The organism is Caballeronia sp. SEWSISQ10-4 2 (assembly GCF_030464885.1).
Classification (GTDB): Bacteria; Pseudomonadota; Gammaproteobacteria; order Burkholderiales; family Burkholderiaceae; genus Caballeronia.
The window spans coordinates 68,543-89,634 of record NZ_JALPRJ010000020.1; the positions used below are offsets into that span (position 1 = coordinate 68,543).

The window sequence follows — 21,092 nt, forward strand, 5'->3', positions numbered from 1 at the left end:
GCGCTTCTCCAGCGCCACACGAATTAACGCTCGCTGATCGAACGCAGGTTCTCGGCCGAGTAGAAGTCGGATGAGAAGTGCGGATCGCTCGAGGTCCCGAAGTAATGCACGTCCTGGCCAGTACCGATCACGGTTTGATCAGTGACGTAGCGCCCGGCAAGCAGGTTGTATTGGGCAAAGGGCTCAATATCACAGGTGCCACCCAGTTCCCAGACCGGAACCGGATAGCCTTCCTTCGTTTTCCAGAGCTTGCCCTGCGCGTCGTAATCCTCGCCCACCAACGCGAGATACGTGTCCTCGTCGAGATACAACACCTTTTTCTGCGAGATGTGCCGCATGTTCGACTTGAGCGTTGCCTCAAGCACATAGACACGGTGCAGCTCGTAGCGCCGTGCTGACGGATCGACTCCATCTGGCTTGAATACATCGCCCGCGCTCTTCTTGAAGTCGTACATCGCGAAGTCGTTGTAGGGAACGTACAGCTCCTTCTTGCCGACGAGTTTCCAGTTGAAGCGATCTATGTCTCCATTGAAGAGCCAGGGTTCGTCGACGGTGTACTGGTTTTCGAAGCCGATCTGCGGGGCGTCGTAGTCGTACGAAGGCATCCGGCGCACGCGCCTTTGGCCTGGAAAGTAGTAGAACGTAGGGGATTCGTTGTCGGCGAAATGGAATGTCTGGACGAGCCCCTGGCCGGCCAGCGCCGGTGGCGTGTCGTAGGCGAAGTAGATCGAGAACAGCGAGTCGTTGGGCGCGAGCGTGTTGGCTCCCTTCTTGCCCCACGGGAAATACAAGGTCTGGTGGCTCGTCACCGAAATCCAGTCTGAGCTGCCCGCACGTGGGGACACCATTGTATTGACCTTAGCCCATTGAGCGCCCACACCGCGATACCGGGTCAGGTAGTTCCAGACTGCTTCCTGGCCGGTCTTCGCACCGGGGAACGGGATGCCTGGAAGTACTGCGCTTTGCAGGTGATCACCATTGGCGTCGAGCTTGGCACTGTCCGAATTCTTCTTGATGTTGTCTTGCACCCAGTCCGGATAGCTGCAATCGCGATGGGTGGGATAGACGTCCATCTGATAGTTCTTGACCTGCTTGAACAGCGCAATCTGGCCCGGCGAAAGCTTGTCTGCGTACTTGTCGAGGTTAGCCGCTGTAATCGAAAACAAGGGTTTCTCGTCCTTGTATTTCCAGTAATCGCCGCGCACCTTGCCCGCGCTCCATCCAGCTTGCGGCGTATCGTGGCCGGAAAATGCCGGTATCACTCCGTCGCTGCTCGCTCCCGTCTGCGCGCCCACGATCGTCAGATCATTGGGCGACTCCGCCCATGCAAGTGCAATCGACCCGCTGCACATTGCCAACAAAACCAGCTTTGCAAGTTGCTTCATTTCCCACTCCTCACGTCGTTCCAGGTACGGTTGTTTCCAGGCTGCTGTGAGGAGGAATGTAGGGATACCAAAAAAAAGCCTTTAGCCCGATTTGGCAAACGATCGCGTGGGGTTTGCTTGTAGAGGCGGCGGACGCATGCGGCGAGCGATATGCACGCGGGTATTTAAGAACGGACTTTCATAGGACACGCGGTGCTTACGCTGCTGTCGCTGAGCGAAGCAAAGCGCCAAGTACCCGTACCGCGTGATCGTGAGAAAGCACCATGTACAGAAACGTTCACCGTCCGGATCCGCAGATCAGCCTCTTGAGGGAAACGATTTCCGCCAAGCTCGATAACTGAAGTCAATTATCGCGGGGGAGTTTGGCGGGGTGAGGCGGGTTTACTGCAAAATGGGGCTGGGCGAGAAGGCTTGTCCTGCGGCGCCGGACCGCGGTTTAACGCCGTTGCTGACTGAAGTGCGAGCCAGCTTCGTTTGAACCTCGCCCGTCAATTCGCGGTATGACGAAGCGGAAAGCCGGTTGGAAAAATGTGACTCAATCACCGCGAAATCGCCAATGGTGCGGGCGATCCGGTCACGGGCGTCGGTCCGCTCTCGCAGCGACCCAAGATAAAAATTTGGCAGATAAATGATCTGGATCAAAAAGACGCGATTGAGTGGCCACTCGGCGTTTCAGCAACGTGGCTGGCATCCGTAAAAAATACTAACGAAACTTCGCCTTCCAGAGCGCTGTCGCGGTGTCGAACAATCGACCATCGGCACAGGGTTGGTTACGCGCTGACGCGCCAACCGCGTGCAAAACGCGAACCCATAGCCGTGCGGAAAACGATTGGCGTGTATTCGGCAAGGGTTTGTTCCTCTGCAGAAGAGGCACCTGCTGCCGTAAACAGAGGCATGGTCGTACTCGCCACCATCCGGTGCGAAGAGAGCTGAGCGTAGGTCTTCCGCGCGCGCTGATTGGGAGTAGAAGCGCCCTTTCAATGATTTGGGGCGTCCATTGGGTAGACCGTCTCATTTAACGATGCCTAAGTAGTACCGAGCAAGTGCTTTTCGCGTGCCGCGATCGGCACGATTGAATTCGCTGTCGCACACATTCCGGCGCGAGAGTCAAACATACATTTTATCCAGGCGGGCGACATGAAGCTTTCAGATACACGAGTTGTGACGCGACTCTCCATTGGGTTTGGCACGGTATTGCTCCTTCTCATCGCGATCGTCGGCATAGGCGTGGGAAGGCTATCGACGTTCGATGAAAGCGTGCGTCAATTGACCAATGACCGCATACCGAAGATCGTAATTGCCAACGATTGGATTGTTCGCGTTCTGGAAACCGCGCGGCACACGCGCAACATGTTGATCCTGGACGATAAGGCCGCGATCCAGAAGGAAATAGAAGGGGTATATGACGATAAGAAAGCGCGCAGGGAATATATGGAGCAGCTTCAAAAAACGGTCGATTCGGGCAAGGAAAACGCGTTACTTCAGGCTGTCATCGATGCCCGCGCCCGGTACACGCCGCACGAAGACGAATATCTGAAGCTCATCGCGGCGGGGCAGATCGTGACCGCTAAGGCCGTATTGCTCGAAAAGGCCCGACCCGAACAACTGGCGTATATCAGTGAGCTTGCAAAGTTCATCGATTATCAGAAAGCAGCGATAGGAACCGCTAGCGTACGCGCTAGCGAACAATATGCTTATGGGCGCAATTTGATAGTGGGGCTGGGCGTGATTGCTGCGCTGATCGGTGTTGCGGCGGCGTTGGTTATCACGCGAGGCTTGTTGAAGCAGTTGGGCGCGGAGCCCGCCGAATTGGGCCAGGTCACCCGACGGATAGCCGGTGGGGATCTGAGTCCCGTGCCGGGCGCGCAGCGCGCACTGGCAGGCAGCGTGCTCGCCTCCATGGGAGAGATGCAGGTCAGCCTCATCAGGCTGATCGGTCAGGTTCGGAGCGCGGCTGAGGGCATCGCCACCGGATCAAGCCAGATCGCATCGGGCAATCTGGACTTGTCCTCACGGACCGAACAGCAAGCTTCGTCGCTGCAGGAAACCGCATCGAGCATGGAGGAGCTCACGTCCACCGTGAAACAAAACGCCGAGAACGCGCAGCAGGCCAGTGGCCTGGCCGCCAACGCGTCCGAAGTGGCTCAGAAAGGCAATGCAGTCGTGAACAAAGTGGTCGAGACCATGGGGGACATCAGCCAGAGCTCAACGAAGATCGCAGACATCACCGGGATCATCGAAGGGATTGCCTTCCAGACCAACATCCTCGCGCTGAACGCAGCGGTCGAAGCCGCTCGTGCTGGCGAGCAGGGGCGTGGCTTCGCGGTCGTCGCCAGCGAAGTGCGCAGCCTCGCGCAGCGTTCGTCGAGCGCGGCAAAGGAAATCAAGGATTTGATCGCCACGTCGGTGCAAAAGGTTGAGGTCGGTTCCGCGCTGGCCGCAGACGCGGGCAAGACGATGTCGGACGTCACGCAGGCTATCTCGCGCGTGACCGACATCATGGGCGAGATCGCTGCCGCCTCCGGGGAGCAGAGCCGCGGAATCGAGCAGGTCAATCAGGCGATTACACAGATGGACGAAGTCACGCAACAAAACGCTGCGTTGGTGGAAGAAGCAGCAGCGGCCTCTCAATCGCTGGAAGAACAAGGACGGCATTTGACGGAGTCCGTGGCCTTTTTCCGTCTCGGTGCCGCGTCTTCCGAACACTCGGTCGACCAAGCAATGGCCGCACCACGCCGCTTGGCACCGGCTCAACGCCAAACGCCACCGACCACCAAGCGAGCCGTGCCACTCGCCAAACGAGCCACAGCGCCAGCCGGTCTGGTCCCCGCAGCGGGAACTGTATCCAATAGTGCGACGTGGGAAACTTTTTGAGCCAAATTCGGACAACACGAATAAAGGAGCCGGTGATGAACATGACTCGAGACGGCAAGCACACCGCAGGGGAATTCCTCCCTTTTCAGTTGAACACGGAGGACTAAGGTGTTGAAATTCCGCGCGTTCATAGGATTCACGAATAGGTAGCACCCACGCGGATTGCCCGCGCGCCTGACTCCATCAAAGATGGGCATTAATTGGTGGGGCGTGATGGCGTCGATTCAGGGTCGGCGGCCGAAATTTGTGGTGAAGTCGGTGAAATACAACTATCCTGCCGCCGTGATCGTGATGAATGTTGGCGCGCGCGTGGCGGGAATCGTCATCGATTCGGTCACTAACGTGGCGCTACAGGTAACGAGATGACGCGCGCCAATGCCGACGTGTGCAGCAGCGCAACTTGAGAATTTTGTCGCCGCCCGAATTTTTACCAAAAAGGACATGGCGCTTGATGCGCTGCTGCCTTCCTACCTATTGAGGCTTCAATAAATGACGACGTCAATGGCCTCGATTTGTCGACGAAGGCGATTAGCCAGCCTTCTCACTATGTTCCTTCTTAAGCGCGAGTGATGGTTTGCTTTCCCACCCTCGTAAGTCGTCTTCATCATTTTCTATCTCACCCTGCTCAGGTTTCTGAGCGCTGAACCCCAACGCGCTCAGAATGTTCCTGATCTGCGTTTGCCCATATTCCACTGCGTACATCCGCGTGATGAGTACGCCAACGCGTTTGATAGTCCACAGTTGCGTACCAAAACCGTGTTCCGTTGAACTCTGCAACAGTGCTCGGCGCAACCCTCCCAATTGTGCCTCACTGAGCCTGGCCGGGCGGCCTGACCGAGGTTTGGTGCGCAACGCGTTGATTCCGCCTTTGTCCAGCCGACCTTTCCAAATGGACACTGTCTGTCGCGTCACCCCCATTGCCAGCGCGACTTCGACCACATTCCGGCCAGCCAGCAGCATCCGGCCTCCTCGCAGACGTCGCCTTGTGGTTTCGTCCATGCATTCCGTGGGCATTGTCCCTTGATTTCGGCCAGCTAATGGGTGTCAGGTTGTCGGGTCGGTCACGTAAGATGGCGCGATGAAGTAACCGAAATCCCTTTATCACGGTCACCGTTTTCCAGCTGAAGTCATCAGTTGCTCCGTGTGCTGGTATTTTCGCTTTCAGTTGAGTTTGCGCGACATCGAGGAACTGCTCTTCGAGCGTGGTGTGACCGTGACACATGAGACGGAGGCAGTGCTGGTCGCGCTCCATCGATTGCGCGCGCTCGGCGTAAGCATTGCCATGGATGACTTTGGTACCGGCTACTCATCGTTGAGCTATCTGACGATGTTCCCATTCGACCGAATCAAGATTGACAGGACATTCACGCTTGGACTGGCACAACGCCCCAAGTCATTGGCGGTGATTCGCGCCGTCACCGGTATGTGCACCAGTCTTGGGATTGTCAGTATCGCCGAAGGCGTCGAGACAGCCACGCAACTTGGATTGCTCGATGATGAGCACTGCGACGAAGTGCAGGGTTACCTGTTCAGTCAGCCGGGACCACAGCGGGAAGCTGAGTTGTGGCTTGAGTCCTGGAACTCGATGGAGAGCGATACAGTAAGCGCTGGCGCCGAAATGGCCGCGAAGGATGCTTTTTAAGCCTAGCGGGGTCTTTCCGTTTCGAGATGTTGAGACCGCAGAGCAAGACGACGCAGAAGACCGGGAAGACGAAATGGATATGCTACGCAGGAAGATCGAACTCGCCAGGGAGAAATTGATCACTCGCTGAATCACTTTCTCACTTCGCTTCCCCAACTGCCTGTCAGGTCGAGTTGAGGCTAATATAAGTCACATGCATGACCAGCCACTTTGTTTATCGTCAGGTGCCGGTAGATCTTTACAGTGCGTCAAGCACTGCATTCAGCGCGGCCGTCATCCGCGTGATCGCGTTGTCGGGCAGCAGCATCGCCAGTTGTGCCACGAAGTCGCCGTTTTCGAGTCCGAAATGGACGTGCAGCAGCAGTGCGATCTTCCAGCGCGCCGTCTCCATGATTTCCGGTGAGTCGAACCACGCGCTCGCGTCGACGAAAGTGGGCGCCGAGAAACTCAATGAGCGTCCGAGTTGTTCGAATACGCTGCTCACGCAGGCCCCAACCAGCAGGTTCGCAACGTCGGACAACATCTCGTGTTCCAGCCCGATTGCCGGATCGTCGTAGCCCATCAGTTCGCGCAACTCGGAGCGGCCATCGGGCCCGAAGAACACCACGGCCTCGCCTGAAATATCCGACTGGAATGCCTGTCGAACCAGTGGTGTCCCGCTGCCCACTTGGTCCGCGTCACGCAGCACGGTGATGAGCTCCTCTACGCTAACAAGAACGATGCGCGGCACCGATAACGTGACGAAAGTCCCAAGAAGTTGCGCGAGCGCGGCGCCGGCTTTGCCCATGCCAACATTCGTGATCTCTTGCAACGCGTCGCGCTGCAATTCCGTGAGGTTCTGGTTATTCATAAAGGCCATACTCCTTCAGCACGGTCACAAGCTTGGCAGGATTGACCGGTTTTTGAATGAATGCTATTGCACCGAGCGCCTTCGCGCGTTCAATCGCGCCCGCTTGCACATCCGCGGACACGACGACCACGAACACATCGAGGCCCTCTTGCCGTAGCTGGGCAAGGACCTGGAAACCGTCCATTTCAGGCATCGTCAGGTCAAGGAACATCACCGCAGCCTTGCCCTCGTGATACAACCGGAGCGCTTCGACGCCATTGGTCGCCTGTGTGATCTCGACGTCCCAGTCTGGCGGCAGCGAGTTGATCAGGATCTTGCGAGCCAACGCGGAATCGTCGACGACAAGTAGAGAGAGTGGCATACTTTTGGACCTCATTGGATAGGGCGCGATGGGTCGGCCGCACCATCTTTTTGCGAAGCCGCCGTGCTGTCTGGTGCGATCTCGTGGGAGTCGTGCTCGATCGGCAGAGTGACGCGAAAAGTCGTACCGCGCCCGGGTTCGCTATCGACGTGAATGTTGCCCCGATGGGCTTGCACGATGCCGTAGGTAACCGAGAGACCAAGGCCCGTGCCCTGGCCCACTGGCTTGGTCGTGAAGAACGGTTCGAAAATGCGCGCGAGGTTCTCGCGAGATATCCCGCAACCTGTATCCTCGACTTCGAACCAGACCGCCGCGTGCGTGGCATCGGAGCGACCGGTGCGAACCCTTATCGTGCCGCGTGCGCCATCCGGCAGATGCGAACAGGCATGCGCGGCATTGATCACCAGATTGACCACTACCTGATTGATCTGCGATGCAACGCATCGGACCGACGGAATCTCGCCATAGCAGCGCACAAGGTCGGCATGGTATTTCACCTCGTTGCTGACAATGTTCAGTGTCGATTCGATGCACCGATGCAGGTCGATCAACTCCCATGTATGAGCGCTGTCGACTCGCGAGAAATCGCGCAGATCCACGACGATATCGCGCACCCGCATCAGTCCTTCCTTCGACTCGCGCAGCAGCATCGGCGCGTCCTCCCGCATATAGTCCAGATCGGACGATGCGCGGCACGCTTGCAGGCGGGATCGCGCCTCCTCGTTGACGTCGGCTTCAGCACGCTCATACGCGGACAAGACGCCGAATAGATCGTTTATGTATTGATCCAGCGCGTTGAAGTTCGACAGCACGAAGCCCACCGGATTGTTGATCTCATGCGCTACGCCGGCGGCGAGCTGCCCGATGGCGGCGAGTTTTTCTGACTGTACGAGCTGCTGATGCGCTTGCGCGAGCTTTCCGTTAGCTTCCGATAGTTCGTTGTTGCGCACGGTCAGTTGTGCGAGCGCGTCGGTGACCGCCTGCTGTCTCTTTTGCAATTCCTGGTACGCAATGCAGGTGTCGGTCACGTCGCTGATCGTCACGCATACGCCCGTCACGTTGCCGTCGGCCACGATCGGGATGAACGTGCAGTTTTGCCGCATCGCGTCCGGGCCACCCGTGATGGGTCGCGTATGCTCGAAGCGAAACAGGTACGGACGATGTTCCCACGAACTGAACGCAAAGGAACCAAGAAGGAACACCGATTCAAATTTGCGCACCAACCATTTCACCGGCAGGTCAGGGAACGCGTCGAATAACGCGCAACCGACTACATCGCTCTTGTCGCGCCCGCTGTGCAGCTCCATGAAGCGGTTCCATATCAGCACGCGCATATCGGCGTCCACCACGAAGACACCGACGTTGACGAGGTCGGCAATGTCGATCGTGAGTGAGTCCGTTTTAGCGAGATCCATGCGGAAGACCCGATGAGTGGGCGTGAGCGCTGCCCGTTGCCAGCTTAACGGCAAGCCTGTTGGCAGGGCACATCGGGGTTTTCCATTGCGGGCCGAACCCGGGCAATCCTTCGTTTGTAGTCGACACTGTCGTGAATGACTCATCAACCAGAGTGGAGAGAACGTTGTGTTCAATCAATCGCCCGGGGGCGACGCCATCCCTCTTATTAGTCGAGTCGTGATGTTTTCCCTAATACGCGATGCGTACGATATGCCGATATCTAAGACGAACCTCAAACAAACAAAATGGGGAGCGTCATGGCGGATCCAGAAGAAGGGCTGGGTATTTCCGGGCTGGACGGCGTGCGAGAGGCTGGTCAGGGGGACACGCATTCGGCGGCATCCACTGCGGGCGAGGATGGCACGTCCGTGCCGGTGGTGCTGCTGGTCGACGATGAGCCGAGTGTCTTGTCGTCACTCAAACGTCTGCTCAGGCCGACTCGGTACCAGGTGCTCACGGCGGAAAGCGGCGCGGCGGCGCTGGACCTGCTCACGTCGACCAAGGTTGACCTGATCATCTCGGACATGCGCATGCCTTATATGAGCGGAGCTGAATTTCTTGCTCAGGCACAAGCGCTTTATCCCGATACGATGCGGATTCTGTTGACCGGGTACTCGGAGATCGAATCGGTTGTGCGCGCGATCAACGAGGGTGGGGTCTACCGCTATCTGAACAAGCCCTGGGACGACCAGGACTTGCTTCTGACGGTCGCGCAGGCGCTGGAGCAACGGCGGCTTGTCAAGGAAACAGCCCGGTTGACGGAACTGGCGCACAAGCAAAATGACGAGCTGCGGCGTTTCAACGCCGGACTCGAGACGCAAGTACTCGCTCGCACGGAGGAAATTCGCCAGACCGTGATGTTCCTTGAAGATGCGCAACGCGATCTGAAGCGCAATTTCTCGACGATGGTACAGGTGTGCGCAAGTATGATCGAGTTGCGCTGCGGCGTGCTCGGTGGCCAGTCTCTGCGTATCGGCGAAGTGGGTCGGCGTTTGGCGCTCGCATTTGGCATGAGTGGTTTGCAGGCACAGGACCTGTTCTTTGCCGGTCTGCTGCATGGCATCGGCAAGTTGTCGCTGCCGGACGAGTTGCTGCGCAAATCGCTCGATCGACTCTTGCCCGAGGAGATCCAGTTTTTTTACCAGCATCCGCTGCGTGCACAAATGGTGTTGACGCCAGTGGCGCAGCTGGATCACGTTGCGCACATCATCCGGCATCAGTATGAGCGGTTTAACGGCCGAGGCACGCCCGACGCTTTGGCGGGTTCGGATATTCCGTTGGGATCGCGGATTCTGGCCGTGGCGCGCGACTTCGAGGGTCTACGCAGTGGCGGTATCGTGAAGCAAGCAGCCTCGCTCGAGCAGGCGATCGTGATGCTCAAGTCGCAGGCCGGGACGCGCTACGATCCGCAGATCGTCGATCGTTTCGTGGAGTTGATGAAGGACCCGTTTGCGTTGAGCGGGGATACGCCGGTCGCGCAAATCGATGCATCGCAGTTGCGCGAAGGCATGCGGCTCGCCGATGACTTGCGCACTAGCCGGGGCGTGCTGCTGCTGGCGAAGGACGGTGTCGTGTCGGCTCATCAGATCGCGCAGGTGAAGCGTTTTCAGGCGCAGGACGAGACACCGTTTGCCATACTGGTCCACGCCGCTGCGCAGAGCCAGCCCGAACCGGTGTACCGCTGATCGCACGGGCACAAAGCGGTGGTCGTTATAAGAGGCCCTGACGTTGTGCAACGCCGGCGTCGAATCAAGGCGCTTTAGCGACAGCACTTGACATGCAGCACTTGAAATGCACGCCGCATCCAGATTCTGGCGTGTTTCGATATTGATCGCGTCGTGACGCTCGGGCTCGTGTCGAGACACTGCCGCGACGAGGCGGCTCAAAGAGAGGCATAGATGAACACGCCTTATAGTCGTTTGACGCGCACTCGGGAACTCACCGAGCCAACACGCGCGCGCAAACACCTGGTCCGCGAATTGACGGTTCAGCGCGACCAATTGAAAGCCGCACTGGAGAACATGCCACAGGGCATTTGCATGGTCGACGAGAGGGGCCACCTCACTGTATGCAATGCGCATTTCCTCCATATGCTTCAGCTTCCGGACGACGCTTTCGACAAAGGGAAGACTTTTATCGATGTCCTGTCGCACAGCCCGGTGTTCGGGGGCCACGTCGAGCGCCAAGCGCGTCCTTACGCCACTGAATATTTCGAGATCGTCTGGTCGAGAAGTCCTGCGAATGTGCAACAGCTATGGTTCGACGATCGCGTCATGTCGATCACGCATCAGCCGTTGGCGACAGGCGGCTTCATTGAAACGTTCGACGACATCACGGAGCTACGCCAGGCCGACGCGCGCATTGCGCATATGGCGATGCACGATGCGTTGACCGACTTGCCAAATCGCGCGCTGCTGCGGCAGCGCATCGAGGAGGCGTTGCCACACGGCGATCCTGCGGGTTGTGTGCTGCTGTATATCGATCTGGACCGGTTCAAGAACGTGAATGACACCCTTGGGCACGCGATTGGCGATGCACTGTTGCAGCGGGTTGCGGCACGGCTCACACAGCAGTTGCCGAATGGTGCCATGGTTGCGAGGATCGGCGGCGACGAATTCGCCGTGCTGATGCGAGACGGTATTGAACGCGATCAAGTCGCGATGCTTGCCGAGCAGCTAATTTGCAGCGTGAGCGACCCTTACGCCCTGGAGGGGCATGACATCGTGATCGGCACGAGTGTTGGCATCGCGATCGCGCCGGAGGACGGAGACGAATGGGCCGCGCTGGCGAAGCATGCGGACCTCGCGCTGTACGAAGCGAAGTCAGCCGGGCGCGGATGTTACCGCTTCTTCGAAGTCGAGATGGAGCGTTCGATGCAGGCTCAAAGAGCACTCGCACTCGAACTGCATCAGGCGATTGGCCGGCATGAATTCGAACTGTGCTACCAGCCGCTCGTCAATCTGCATCCACAACGTGTGAACGGCTTCGAGGCCCTGTTGAGATGGCGTAATCCGAAGCGGGGTATTGTCGCAGCAGGCGAATTCGTGCCGCTTGCAGAAGAGCTGGGCCTGATCGTTCCTATTGGCGAGTGGGTACTCCGCCATGCTTGCTGGCGAGCAACGCGCTGGCCGGAGCCTATTCGCGTATCAGTCAATCTCTCCACGGCCCAGTTTCACGGCAATGGTCTTGTAGACGTTGTTGCGTCGGCATTGAGGGAGTCCGGGCTCGCGCCGCATCGGCTCGAACTTGAGATCACGGAGTCGATGATGCTCGACAACACGGAAGCGGTGCTGTCGGTGCTCCATCGGCTTCGGCGGATCGGTGTCAGCATCGCGATGGACGATTTCGGCACGGGCTACTCGTCGTTGAGCTATTTGACGATGTTTCCGTTCGATCGCATCAAGATCGACCAATCGTTCACGAGAGGGATCAACGAACGCCCGGAAGCGGCGGCTGTGATCCGGGCCGTGACGGGCATATGCGCGAGTCTTGGCATCGTCTGCACGGCCGAGGGCGTGGAGACGGGGACGCAGCTCGACTTCCTGTCACGGGCCGGGTGCGACGAGGCGCAGGGATATCTTTTTAGCCGCCCGCGTCCGGAACAAGAAATTGCGCGGTTCCTCGCGTCGTGGAAACCGCACGAACTCTGCCCGGTACCGGTGCTTTCCGAAACCGACGCGGGTTCACGCACAGTGCAAGGAGATCTATCGTGAGCCCACGGTCATCGACCCCGGTGGTTACACAGTCGACGAATCCCGATGCGCGCGAAGCCGTGCAGGAAGTGCACGCGGCGCTTGGAGAGTGCGATAGCGAATTGGTTTTGTTCTTCTGCTCCAGTCATTTCGATCTCGAAGCGCTTGCCGATGAACTGGGCAAGCGATTTGACGGCACGGAGGTAGTCGGCTGTACGACGGCCGGGGAAATTGGACCCGCAGGTTATCGTGACCACAGTCTCGTCGCCGTGGCGCTGCCCCGCGCTTCGTTCACGGCAGTGACGGGGCGACTGGATGATCTCCATTGCTTCACGCTCGCAAGCGGACAAGTGCGCGCGCTTGACGTGCTGCACGAGCTGGAGAGGAAGTTGCCTGTTGCGCGCGACACGAATCCTTTCGCGCTGCTCATGATCGACGGCCTGTCGATGCGAGAGGAGACCGTGACGCGTACGCTGCAAAGCGCGTTGGGTAACATGCCTCTGATCGGCGGATCGGCCGCGGACGATTTGCGCTTCGAGCGGACCTTCGTTTTTCACGAGGGACGCTTTCGAAGCGACTGTGCGGTGCTCGTCATCGCCTCGACAACATTGCCGTTCAAGTCTTTCAAGACGCAGCATTTTCGCTCTGGCAACGAGCGGCTCGTTGTGACTGGCGCAAACGCCGAGCGGCGCACCGTGAGCGAAATCAATGGATTACCGGCCGCTCAGGAGTATGCGCGCCTGATCGGTGCCCGCGTCGAAGATCTCAGCCCAGGGCGCTTCGCGGCGGCTCCTGTCGTCGTACTGATCGACGGTACCGACTATGTGCGCTCGATTCAGAAGTTGAATCCGGACGGCAGTCTCACGTTCTACTGCGCAATCGAGGAGGGGCTGGTGCTGCGTGTTGCCCGGGGTCTCGATCTCGCAGAGAATCTGCACGCCACATTCGCCACGCTTCGCAATGATCTGGGCGAACTGCAGTTGGTGCTTGCCTGCGACTGCATCTTGCGCCACCTCGAAATGTTGCAGCGGGGCACACGGGATATCGCCGGCCAGTTGTTTCGGGATAACCGCACGGCGGGTTTCAGCACCTATGGCGAGCAATATAGCGGTGTGCACGTGAATCAGACGCTGGTCGGGATCGCATTCGGCTCCGTCGGGGAGAGCGCACGTGGATGAAACGCTACCGGTTGTCACCACACCGAGCGATCCGGTTTCGCTGCAATCGGAAATTACACGCTTGAACAAAGTCGTCCGGTCGCTGATGGATCGTGCGGAGCGCAGTACGATCGTCAGCGGATCTGACTATAGCCTGTTCCAGATGGCGGTCACGCTCGAAGACCAGATTCGCCATCGGACCCGCGAACTGCAGGATGCATTAAGCGAGAACAAGAAAATCACCCACGCGCTCGAGCGCACGCAGCGCCTGATGAAGGAGGAGATTGAGGAGCGTAAGCGGGCGCAGGCGGACCTGGAGCGGGAAAAGGAGGCGCAGCGGCGCTTGATCGACGAACTGGCGGAAACGCACGTCAAGCTGCTGCAATCCGAGAAACTCGCATCGATCGGGCAGCTTGCTGCTGGCGTAGCGCATGAAATCAACAACCCGATTGGTTTTGTTGATTCCAATCTGAGAACACTGAAAAAGTGGGTTCAACAACTGCTCGACGCAATGGTGCAGCAAGACGCGATGTTTGGCGAGTGTGAGCCCGCCACGCGAGCTCGCATTGACGCAGCGCGCAAAGACGCCGATCTTGACTACCTTCGCGAGGACATCGGGCCGCTGATCGATGAGTCGATAGAGGGTGCGTCGCGCGTCCGGCGCATTGTGCAGGATCTGCGTGATTTTTCACGCGCGGGAAACGAGGACTGGAGCGTCGTTGACATCCATACGGGCCTGGAAGCCACACTGAATGTCGTACGCAATGAAATCAAATACAAGGCGGATATAGTCAAGGACTATGGCGAGTTGCCGCTCATCGAATGCATGGCGTCGCAGTTGAACCAGGTGTTGATGAATCTGCTTGTGAACGCTGCACAAGCGATCCCCGTACGGGGCATCATCACGATCCGTACGCGTCGAGAAGACGATGGCGTGTCGATCACGATTGCCGATACGGGCATAGGAATGTCGGCCGATGTAAAAGCAAGGATTTTCGACCCGTTTTATACGACCAAACCCGTTGGGCAAGGTACCGGATTGGGGTTGTCGGTTTCATATGGCATCGTCGAAAGGCATCGTGGCCGGATCGTTGTCGATAGCGCTCCCGGGGTAGGCTCCCACTTCACCGTATGGCTTCCCATCGCGCGAAAGAATAGTGTCCCCGTGCAAGTCGCTTAGAGCTGAGGATCGAAGACTCGTGGCTTCAAATGCAACACCCACTTTGACAGACGTTGCGGCCGCCCCAGTTTAAACATCTCTTTTTCATCTTCTGAAAGGAGAGTGCTACCAGGACCACCATGTATCTCGACAATCGCACACGGACGTCCGAACTCTCTTGCATGCTGGCCATGTTGCGGGCAATCACCACTACACGCGTACCGGACGAGTTGTTCAGTACCCTGGTTCGTGCAGCGATGGAGAGTACGGGGGCGTGCAGGGCCTGTTTGCTGCTCGCGGAGGACGGGGCGTTACGGATAGTCGCGCAAGGAAAGACGGAAGACCAGCGCGTGGACGTTCGCACGAATCGTCAAGATACGTCGTGTTCCGGCTTACCCGAATCCATTGTTACTGCTGTGCAGCTTGGGCATGTCCAAGTGGTTCTCGCTGACGCGGCAGAGGCGAGCTCTTTTTCGAGCGATCCCTATCTGCGCCAGCAGGGTGTCAGGTCTGTTGCATGCTTGCCCATGATCGGGCAAGGTGACTTGCTCGGACTTGTCTATCTGGAGCACGATCTCCAGGCCGGTGTGTTCACAGAAGAGCGCGTCATGCTTCTGAACGCGCTGGTCGCGCAGGCAGCTATTTCGCTGGAGAATGTCCGGTATTGCGAACACCTCGCAAAAGAAAACGATCGACTCAATGCAGTGCAGAGCGAATTGGTTTTTCAGCGCAATTTGCTGCGGACTTTAGCCGAAACTTTTCCGCACCGCATTTATGCCAAGGATACTCAGACCCGTTTTATTTTCGGCAATATGGCTGTTGCGCAAGGCATGGGTGTCGCGAGCCCTGATGAATTGCTGGGAAAAACGGATTTCGGCTTTTATCCAGCGTCGTGCGCAGCTCGTTACTATCGAGAAGAACAGGCGATCATGCAATCCGGTCAGCCGTTGATGCATCACGAAGAAGAAGTTAATTATCTGTTGACCAATGACGTGGCGTGGATGTTGACAACGAAGGTTCCTCTGCGCGATGACGAGGGAAAAGTGATCGGCATTGTCGGTGTCAACTACAACATCACCGAACGCAAGCGAACCGAAATGGAACTGGTCTCGCGCAATGCCGAACTGCTGGAACTGAACGCCAGGCTTTCTCAAACCCAGGCTCAACTTGTGCAATCCGAGAAGCTGGCTTCTATCGGCCAGCTTGCTGCGGGCGTTGCACATGAAATAAACAATCCGATCGGGTTCATCTTCTCGAATTTCACCGCCCTGGATGGATATTTGGAGAAATTGCTGACCATGCTCGCCGCCTACAAGGAGGCGGAACAGTTCATTGATTCGAAAGCAACGACGGATAAATTAAAAGTGCTGAGCGAGCGGGTTGACTTGCCGTTCCTAAAAGATGACATACCGGTGTTGATGACAGAGACCAAGGACGGAATCACTCGGGTACGAAAGATTGTCCAGGCACTTACCGATTTTTCGCGTACAGGGGGCAAGTTGGAGTGGCAATTCGCAGATCTGCACCTGGGAATCGATGCCACATTGAACATTATCAACAGCGAGATCAAATACAAAGCAGATGTAGTCAAGGAATACGGTCAGATACCAGAGGTTGAGTGTTTGCCATCCGAAATCAATCAGGTGATCATGAATCTGCTCGTCAATGCAGCACATGCGTTGGGGGAGGAGCGAGGCAGGATCACTATTCGTACGCGCGCAGAACATGAGACCGTATCGATTGAAATTTCGGATACGGGTTGTGGCATCGAGAAGGAAAACCTGTCACGTATTTTCGACCCGTTTTACACGACGAAGCCGGTGGGTAATGGAACGGGGCTCGGGCTATCGTTATCGTACGGCATCGTACTAAAGCATGACGGAACCTTGGAAGTCGAAAGTAAAGTCGGGAAAGGCACGGCTTTTCGGCTAGCCCTGCCAATCAAACGGCGGCGCCTTCAACCGGAGTGAAGAATCACCTGGTTGACGGTAATGCTTCGAGTTGGGCGATTCTCTTTTGGTACTCCTTCGGCGCGTTTAACTTTAGCCGCGCAAGGTCGGCTGCGACACGGTCGAAGGGAGATCGTACAGCGTCCCGTTTGATGCCGTCGATCTCCGCTTTCAGTTTGAGTCGATCTGCGAGCGTGTCGCTTTTTAGGATCCTGCCAGCCATTCGTCGATCAAGACGGTTACAGCATCCATCAACTGACCTAGCTGTTGTCTGTAGCTCTTTTTTGCTAACGATGGCCAGCTCGGTTCGAGAATCGCTTGAATTGTTTTCATTGATGACAATCCCTGCAAAGGTCCCACTGAGAAAAATAGGCTCGTTAAGAATCCCCGTGGTAAAGGCGCCTCGCGTCGCTGACGCCATGATTTGATTTAGCCGCGATGGCCAAATGAGCCAGGGATTTAGCATTGGACCGGCAGGCGGATCGCTCGTTATCACCTCCTCATCTTCAATCGTACCGGGCCGCCCACTTACGAGTACATGGATTGGCGGGTGAAAGATGCGCGTGCCCGCGTGGTTCGCCTAGGACGCACTCCGGAGCCGAAGACAGGGCAGGTTAGAGCGAACCGCGAGAAAGAATTGTTTTCCCACATTTGGAACAAAGCGCGGACGTGGGGCTACACCGCTTGGCCAAATCCGTCGACCGGGATCGCGAGCTTTAACGAGGACGGCCGGAAGGGCATCTATTTTTACGACACGATGTTTGACAGATGAGGCACAGGAGGCACTGCGCGCTCTGACCCGTGCGCGTGAGGACATGAAGCATCTGCAACGCCAGGCCAAGCAACGGTTGTTCTTGCCCCACGAACGCCGCACAAAAGTGACCACAGCCGCGAGTTCCTGATCGCAAAGCGATTGCGCGAACGGCGGCATACCATAGGCTTCGGATTTCCAGCGGTGCTTGGCGGATATCGACATCCATCGAGGCCAGGGCCGTCTCCAAGTCGCTCCAGTCCTCGTTCGCGGGCAAGTACTCGTCCACCTCACAGCGCAGATCGCGGTCATGCTGCCGCGCATAGGGCTTGAACTCGCCGAGGCTCGATGGAATGCCATGCCACAGGCCGAATCCATTGCCGATTAGGTAAAGCGTCCGAGGCTGCATTGCTGGGTTCCCTTTGCCCATGTGTGGCGCTTGGTAAGTGTGGGCGCGTCGAGGTGAGGAGAGGTTACAGAAACATTTTAAGGTTATAGATGATATGATATTGTTTGATAACTTTGATAATCCATTGGAGAGTATCCATGAGTGTCGTCAACGAACATCCGGGCGTTTCGACCTTGGTGGGGACGCCCCAGGAAGTCCGCAACCGTCTCAGCCATTCCCACGCGGAGCGTGTGCTGGTGGTCGCGTTCGAGCACATCAAGCCCGTCCACCTGGATGCGGTGACTGAGACCTTTGCCAACATGGCCTCCATGCTCGGTGTCTTTGTCGAGCGCCGCGACCGGGAGGCCTTGGAGCGCCTGGCGGACTTGCTGGTGCCACGAACACCGCCATCGCCTCGGCTGCTCAGGGAAACGGCCATGCTGGTGCGCGCGCGCAATGCGGTACTCGAAAGCGGTGATTGGCTGACAGCCGCAGAGGTCGCTCAACTGGCTGGCCTGAGTACGCGCAACCCAAGTGCCCAGCCCAACAAGTGGAAGAAGCAAGGTCAGATCTTCGCCATCCACCATGGAGGTGTCGATTACTTCCCTGGATATGGCCTGGACCGCGACGCGGGCTTTCGGCCCCTGAAGTGCCTGGCCAAGGTGATCGAGGTCTTCGATGGCAAGAAGGATGGCTGGGGACTCGCGTACTGGTTCCGTTCGGACAACAGCTTTCTGGGCGGCAAGCGCCCGCAGGATTTGCTGGCGACCGAACCGGAGCGTGTGATCTCCGCTGCGCGGGATGAGGTGCAAGAGGTAGCCCATGGCTAGACGCGGCAGCAAGCCGTCGGCCGCGGCCCCAGTGGACCCGGCCGTTGTGCAGGATGCTGGCGCCACGCCACTGGCGAAGTCTGAAATCCTGCATGTTACTCTGACGACCCTTCCCAAGGGACAGGCGCTGCAGCGCGTGCATCAGGAGAAGTATGCCGCTGTGCAGTTCAACCCTGGCGTCCAGGGCAATGCGCGCTTCAGCCCGATCCGCAACGACCGGGGCGAGCCGATCCCGACGCTGTACGCCGGTACGACCTTGCCATGTGCGCTGATGGAGACGGTGTTCCACGACGTGCCCCACACCGCGGGCTTCAAGAGCTTCGACAAGAATAAGCTCGCCGGTCAGGCGCATTCCGAGGTCGAGCTCGCCGGGGATTTGCAACTAGTCGACCTGGGCAGCGTGGCTCTGCGCAAGCTGGGTGTGCCGCGCAAGCAGTTGATCGACACCGAGAAAGACCAGTACCCAGTAACCCGGAAGTGGGCTGAGGCGATTCATCAGCAGTGTCCCGAGGCGCAGGGATTGTCCTGGGTGTCCCGACAGGACGACTCGGCCCGGGCCTTCGTGCTGTTCGGCGACCGGATCGCGGACAGCACATTGCAGCAGAAGGGAGTGTCCCGCAGCTTGATAGACGATGCGGATGCCTATACCGAGGTACTGGATCTGGCCGAACGCATTGGCGTGGAGATCGTGCCGGGGAAAAGCTGAGTGATGGCATAACGGGATGAGCAGCGCGAGTTGTAGCATCCACGTTTGCTTGCTCGTTGGTCCTCAAACTCGCCGAAGGGAGGGCGGTGTCCAGTCCATCTCGACCATCCACTGACGTTGGTCCGCACTTTCACGCGGACGTTGAGATGTCGGCTCCGCCCTCATTGAGGGCCATTCGAGTAACCCAGCGCGTGTGCGGGACTAACAGCGGCTTGTTATCGGCTCGAAGCGAAACAACGCGACGCATTGGTTGAGCTGTCGACCCTGATCTTCGAGCGAGTTCGCCGCTGCTGCGGCTTCCTCTACCAGCGCGGCGTTCTGCTGCGTCACTTCGTCCATCTGGGCGATGGCATGGCTGACCTGTTCAATGCCCTTGCTCTGTTCGCTCGATGCAGCAGCAATTTCGCCCATGATGTTGGTCACCCGAGCGACGGCTTGAGTTACTTCTGACATGGTGGTGCCGGCTTCGTTTGCGAGAGTCGCTCCCTCGCGAACCTTATGCACCGATGTGCTGATCAGCTCCTTGATCTCTTTCGCCGCACTGGACGAACGCTGCGCAAGGCTACGTACTTCGCTTGCGACCACCGCAAAGCCGCGTCCCTGTTCGCCTGCTCGTGCCGCTTCCACGGCGGCGTTAAGCGCCAGAATGTTCGTCTGGAAAGCGATCGCTTCAATAATGCTCGTGATGTCCGCGATCTTTGTCGAGTTCGCGCTGATATCCCCCATTGTGTCGACAACACGACTGACCACGCCGCTGCCCTTGAGCGCGACTTCTGATGCGTTCGCGGACAGTGTGCTTGCCTGCTGGGCATTCTCAGCGTTCTGTTTCACGGTCGATGTAAGCTCTTCCATGCTCGATGCCGTTTCCTGCAGCGAGGCCGCCTGCTGCTCGGTGCGAGAAGAGAGGTCGGTGTTACCTGTGGCGATCTGACTGGAGCCAGTCGCAATACTGTCTGCAGCGCTGCGCACGCGCCCGATCAGGTTCACGAGACTCACCTGCATGTCACCCATTGACGCAAGCACGCTTCCGGCGGGGGCGTTCGCGGCGCCCGCGACCGGACTGAGATCGCCCGCGGCGACGCGCTGCGTAACGTGCGCGAGATCGCTCGGCTCTGCACCGAGGGCGCGCAACAGACTACGCGTAATGACGACGCCTGCCAGTATCGCCATCGCGATCGCCGCAAGACATATTGCGATGAGCAAGTTGCGTTGGCTGGAAAAATGTTCCTCGGCATCCTGAACTATTTTCGCTGCGCGCTGGTGTGTCACGTCCGCGTAGTCGTTGGACGCCTTGATCAGCGACACAAGCAAGGGCCTGCATTTCGTCGTAATTGCCTCGATCGCTGCCTCGCGCTGATTGCTCAACGCGAGGCGGTTGATATCCAGGGCAATCGGGCGATACAGCGCTTCAATGCGGGGTATTTCCGCGGCCAGGCGACGCGCTTGATCGCTCATGTCGTGAGCATCTGCGACCATCGCGTTAAATTTTTCCAGGCGGTTCTCGACGCGTTGTTCGGCGTCCAGAACCGCAGCTTTCTCGATGTCCACGTCAGCGGGGGCGCTAACGAGCACGAGATTGCGAACTGCCATAGCGCGATCATCCACCGCGGTACGGATGGACTCGGCCATCTCTGCGCGCGCGTTGATGCCATTGACGAAGCTGTAGAAGCGGTCGTTGGCGTCGTTCAGTGACTTAAGCGATATGACCGATACGATCAGCACAACAACGGCAAGCAAGCCGAAAGCGACGGAAAGCTTGGCCTTCACCGTAAGTCGATTTGAGTTCATGTTTTCACTCCCAGATATTGTTATTGCGAAGAGCGTGCTTTAAGCGGCTTCCTTATTCGGGATGGGGGCCACTGACGACCATATGAAAATGGGGATCGCTGCTAT

General features: G+C 57.9%; 18 protein-coding genes and 2 pseudogenes. 10 read left to right on the forward strand and 10 right to left on the reverse strand.

From position 1 onward, the window contains the following. Positions 1-23: 23 nt before the first annotated feature. Positions 24-1,385: a DUF1329 domain-containing protein gene (locus M0D69_RS15745; protein ID WP_301782883.1), complete on the reverse strand. Its 1,362-nt coding sequence runs from the start codon at positions 1,383-1,385 to the stop codon at positions 24-26. 381 nt (positions 1,386-1,766) lie between these two features. Further along, positions 1,767-2,027, reverse strand: coding sequence for a hypothetical protein (locus M0D69_RS15750; protein WP_301782884.1), 261 nt, complete (start codon positions 2,025-2,027; stop codon positions 1,767-1,769). A 495-nt stretch (positions 2,028-2,522) separates the two neighbouring features. Between M0D69_RS15750 and M0D69_RS15755 the strand changes: the two genes are divergently transcribed. Continuing rightward, the gene (locus M0D69_RS15755; RefSeq protein WP_301782885.1) at positions 2,523-4,259 is read left to right on the forward strand and encodes a methyl-accepting chemotaxis protein; all 1,737 of its coding nucleotides are present in this window, start codon (positions 2,523-2,525) and stop codon (positions 4,257-4,259) included. A 213-nt stretch (positions 4,260-4,472) separates the two neighbouring features. Next, positions 4,473-4,625 carry a hypothetical protein gene (locus M0D69_RS15760; protein ID WP_301782886.1) on the forward strand — a complete coding sequence of 51 codons (153 nt, stop codon included), beginning with the start codon at positions 4,473-4,475 and terminating at the stop codon, positions 4,623-4,625. A 162-nt stretch (positions 4,626-4,787) separates the two neighbouring features. On the opposite strand, the gene M0D69_RS15765 is transcribed toward M0D69_RS15760, so the two are convergent. Continuing rightward, on the reverse strand, positions 4,788-5,273 hold the full coding sequence (locus M0D69_RS15765; RefSeq protein ID WP_367619719.1) for a helix-turn-helix domain-containing protein: 486 nt from the start codon (positions 5,271-5,273) through the stop codon (positions 4,788-4,790). A gap of 115 nt (positions 5,274-5,388) precedes the next feature. On the opposite strand from M0D69_RS15765, the gene M0D69_RS15770 reads away from it, so the two are divergent. After that, a complete protein-coding gene (locus M0D69_RS15770) occupies positions 5,389-5,901 on the forward strand; it encodes an EAL domain-containing protein (RefSeq protein WP_301782933.1) in 513 nt (170 codons plus the stop codon). Positions 5,902-6,139: 238 nt separating this feature from the next. Here M0D69_RS15770 and M0D69_RS15775 read toward each other — a convergent pair whose 3' ends face one another. From M0D69_RS15775 to M0D69_RS15785, 3 genes are read right to left on the reverse strand one after another with little or no spacing between them, the layout of a single operon-like run. After that, positions 6,140-6,751 (reverse strand): chemotaxis protein CheC, encoded by a 612-nt coding sequence (locus M0D69_RS15775; protein WP_277044478.1) that lies wholly within the window; start codon positions 6,749-6,751, stop codon positions 6,140-6,142. Continuing rightward, positions 6,744-7,112 carry a response regulator gene (locus M0D69_RS15780; protein WP_301782888.1) on the reverse strand — a complete coding sequence of 123 codons (369 nt, stop codon included), beginning with the start codon at positions 7,110-7,112 and terminating at the stop codon, positions 6,744-6,746. Before M0D69_RS15780 ends, M0D69_RS15775 begins: the two co-directional genes overlap by 8 nt. A gap of 11 nt (positions 7,113-7,123) precedes the next feature. Then, positions 7,124-8,527, reverse strand: a complete 1,404-nt coding sequence (locus M0D69_RS15785) for an ATP-binding protein (protein ID WP_301782889.1) — start codon at positions 8,525-8,527, stop codon at positions 7,124-7,126. 297 nt (positions 8,528-8,824) lie between these two features. Between M0D69_RS15785 and M0D69_RS15790 the strand changes: the two genes are divergently transcribed. The 5 genes from M0D69_RS15790 to M0D69_RS15810 all read left to right on the forward strand — a co-directional run bounded on the left by M0D69_RS15790 (position 8,825) and on the right by M0D69_RS15810 (position 16,545). After that, positions 8,825-10,252 (forward strand): HD domain-containing phosphohydrolase, encoded by a 1,428-nt coding sequence (locus M0D69_RS15790; RefSeq protein WP_301782890.1) that lies wholly within the window; start codon positions 8,825-8,827, stop codon positions 10,250-10,252. Between the two features lie 213 nt (positions 10,253-10,465). Continuing rightward, positions 10,466-12,280 carry a bifunctional diguanylate cyclase/phosphodiesterase gene (locus M0D69_RS15795; RefSeq protein ID WP_301782891.1) on the forward strand — a complete coding sequence of 605 codons (1,815 nt, stop codon included), beginning with the start codon at positions 10,466-10,468 and terminating at the stop codon, positions 12,278-12,280. Further along, positions 12,277-13,437: an FIST N-terminal domain-containing protein gene (locus M0D69_RS15800; RefSeq protein ID WP_301782892.1), complete on the forward strand. Its 1,161-nt coding sequence runs from the start codon at positions 12,277-12,279 to the stop codon at positions 13,435-13,437. The genes M0D69_RS15795 and M0D69_RS15800 overlap by 4 nt, the downstream gene beginning before the upstream one ends. Positions 13,438-13,522: 85 nt before the next feature. Beyond that, positions 13,523-14,596, forward strand: a complete 1,074-nt coding sequence (locus tag M0D69_RS15805) for a histidine kinase (protein ID WP_301782934.1) — start codon at positions 13,523-13,525, stop codon at positions 14,594-14,596. A 119-nt stretch (positions 14,597-14,715) separates the two neighbouring features. Beyond that, complete coding sequence (locus tag M0D69_RS15810) at positions 14,716-16,545, forward strand: ATP-binding protein (protein ID WP_301782893.1); 1,830 nt, start codon at positions 14,716-14,718, stop codon at positions 16,543-16,545. 183 nt (positions 16,546-16,728) lie between these two features. On the opposite strand, the gene M0D69_RS15815 is transcribed toward M0D69_RS15810, so the two are convergent. From M0D69_RS15815 to M0D69_RS15820, 3 genes and pseudogenes are all read right to left on the reverse strand, one after another. Continuing rightward, positions 16,729-16,857, reverse strand: coding sequence for a hypothetical protein (locus M0D69_RS15815; RefSeq protein WP_301782894.1), 129 nt, complete (start codon positions 16,855-16,857; stop codon positions 16,729-16,731). A gap of 517 nt (positions 16,858-17,374) precedes the next feature. After that, positions 17,375-17,493 (reverse strand): annotated as a pseudogene (locus M0D69_RS43770) (cytochrome c); the annotation flags it as partial. Positions 17,494-17,552: 59 nt separating this feature from the next. Then, positions 17,553-17,705, reverse strand: a pseudogene (locus tag M0D69_RS15820) (AbiH family protein); the annotation flags it as partial. A gap of 116 nt (positions 17,706-17,821) precedes the next feature. On the opposite strand from M0D69_RS15820, the gene M0D69_RS15825 reads away from it, so the two are divergent. Together M0D69_RS15825 and M0D69_RS15830 are read left to right on the forward strand one after the other, a co-directional pair. Next, complete coding sequence (locus M0D69_RS15825; RefSeq protein WP_301782895.1) at positions 17,822-18,493, forward strand: hypothetical protein; 672 nt, start codon at positions 17,822-17,824, stop codon at positions 18,491-18,493. Beyond that, positions 18,486-19,199 (forward strand): RES family NAD+ phosphorylase, encoded by a 714-nt coding sequence (locus M0D69_RS15830; protein ID WP_301782896.1) that lies wholly within the window; start codon positions 18,486-18,488, stop codon positions 19,197-19,199. Before M0D69_RS15825 ends, M0D69_RS15830 begins: the two co-directional genes overlap by 8 nt. A 201-nt stretch (positions 19,200-19,400) precedes the next feature. Here M0D69_RS15830 and M0D69_RS15835 read toward each other — a convergent pair whose 3' ends face one another. Then, positions 19,401-20,987, reverse strand: coding sequence for a methyl-accepting chemotaxis protein (locus M0D69_RS15835; protein WP_301782897.1), 1,587 nt, complete (start codon positions 20,985-20,987; stop codon positions 19,401-19,403). Between the last annotated feature and the right edge of the window lie 105 nt (positions 20,988-21,092).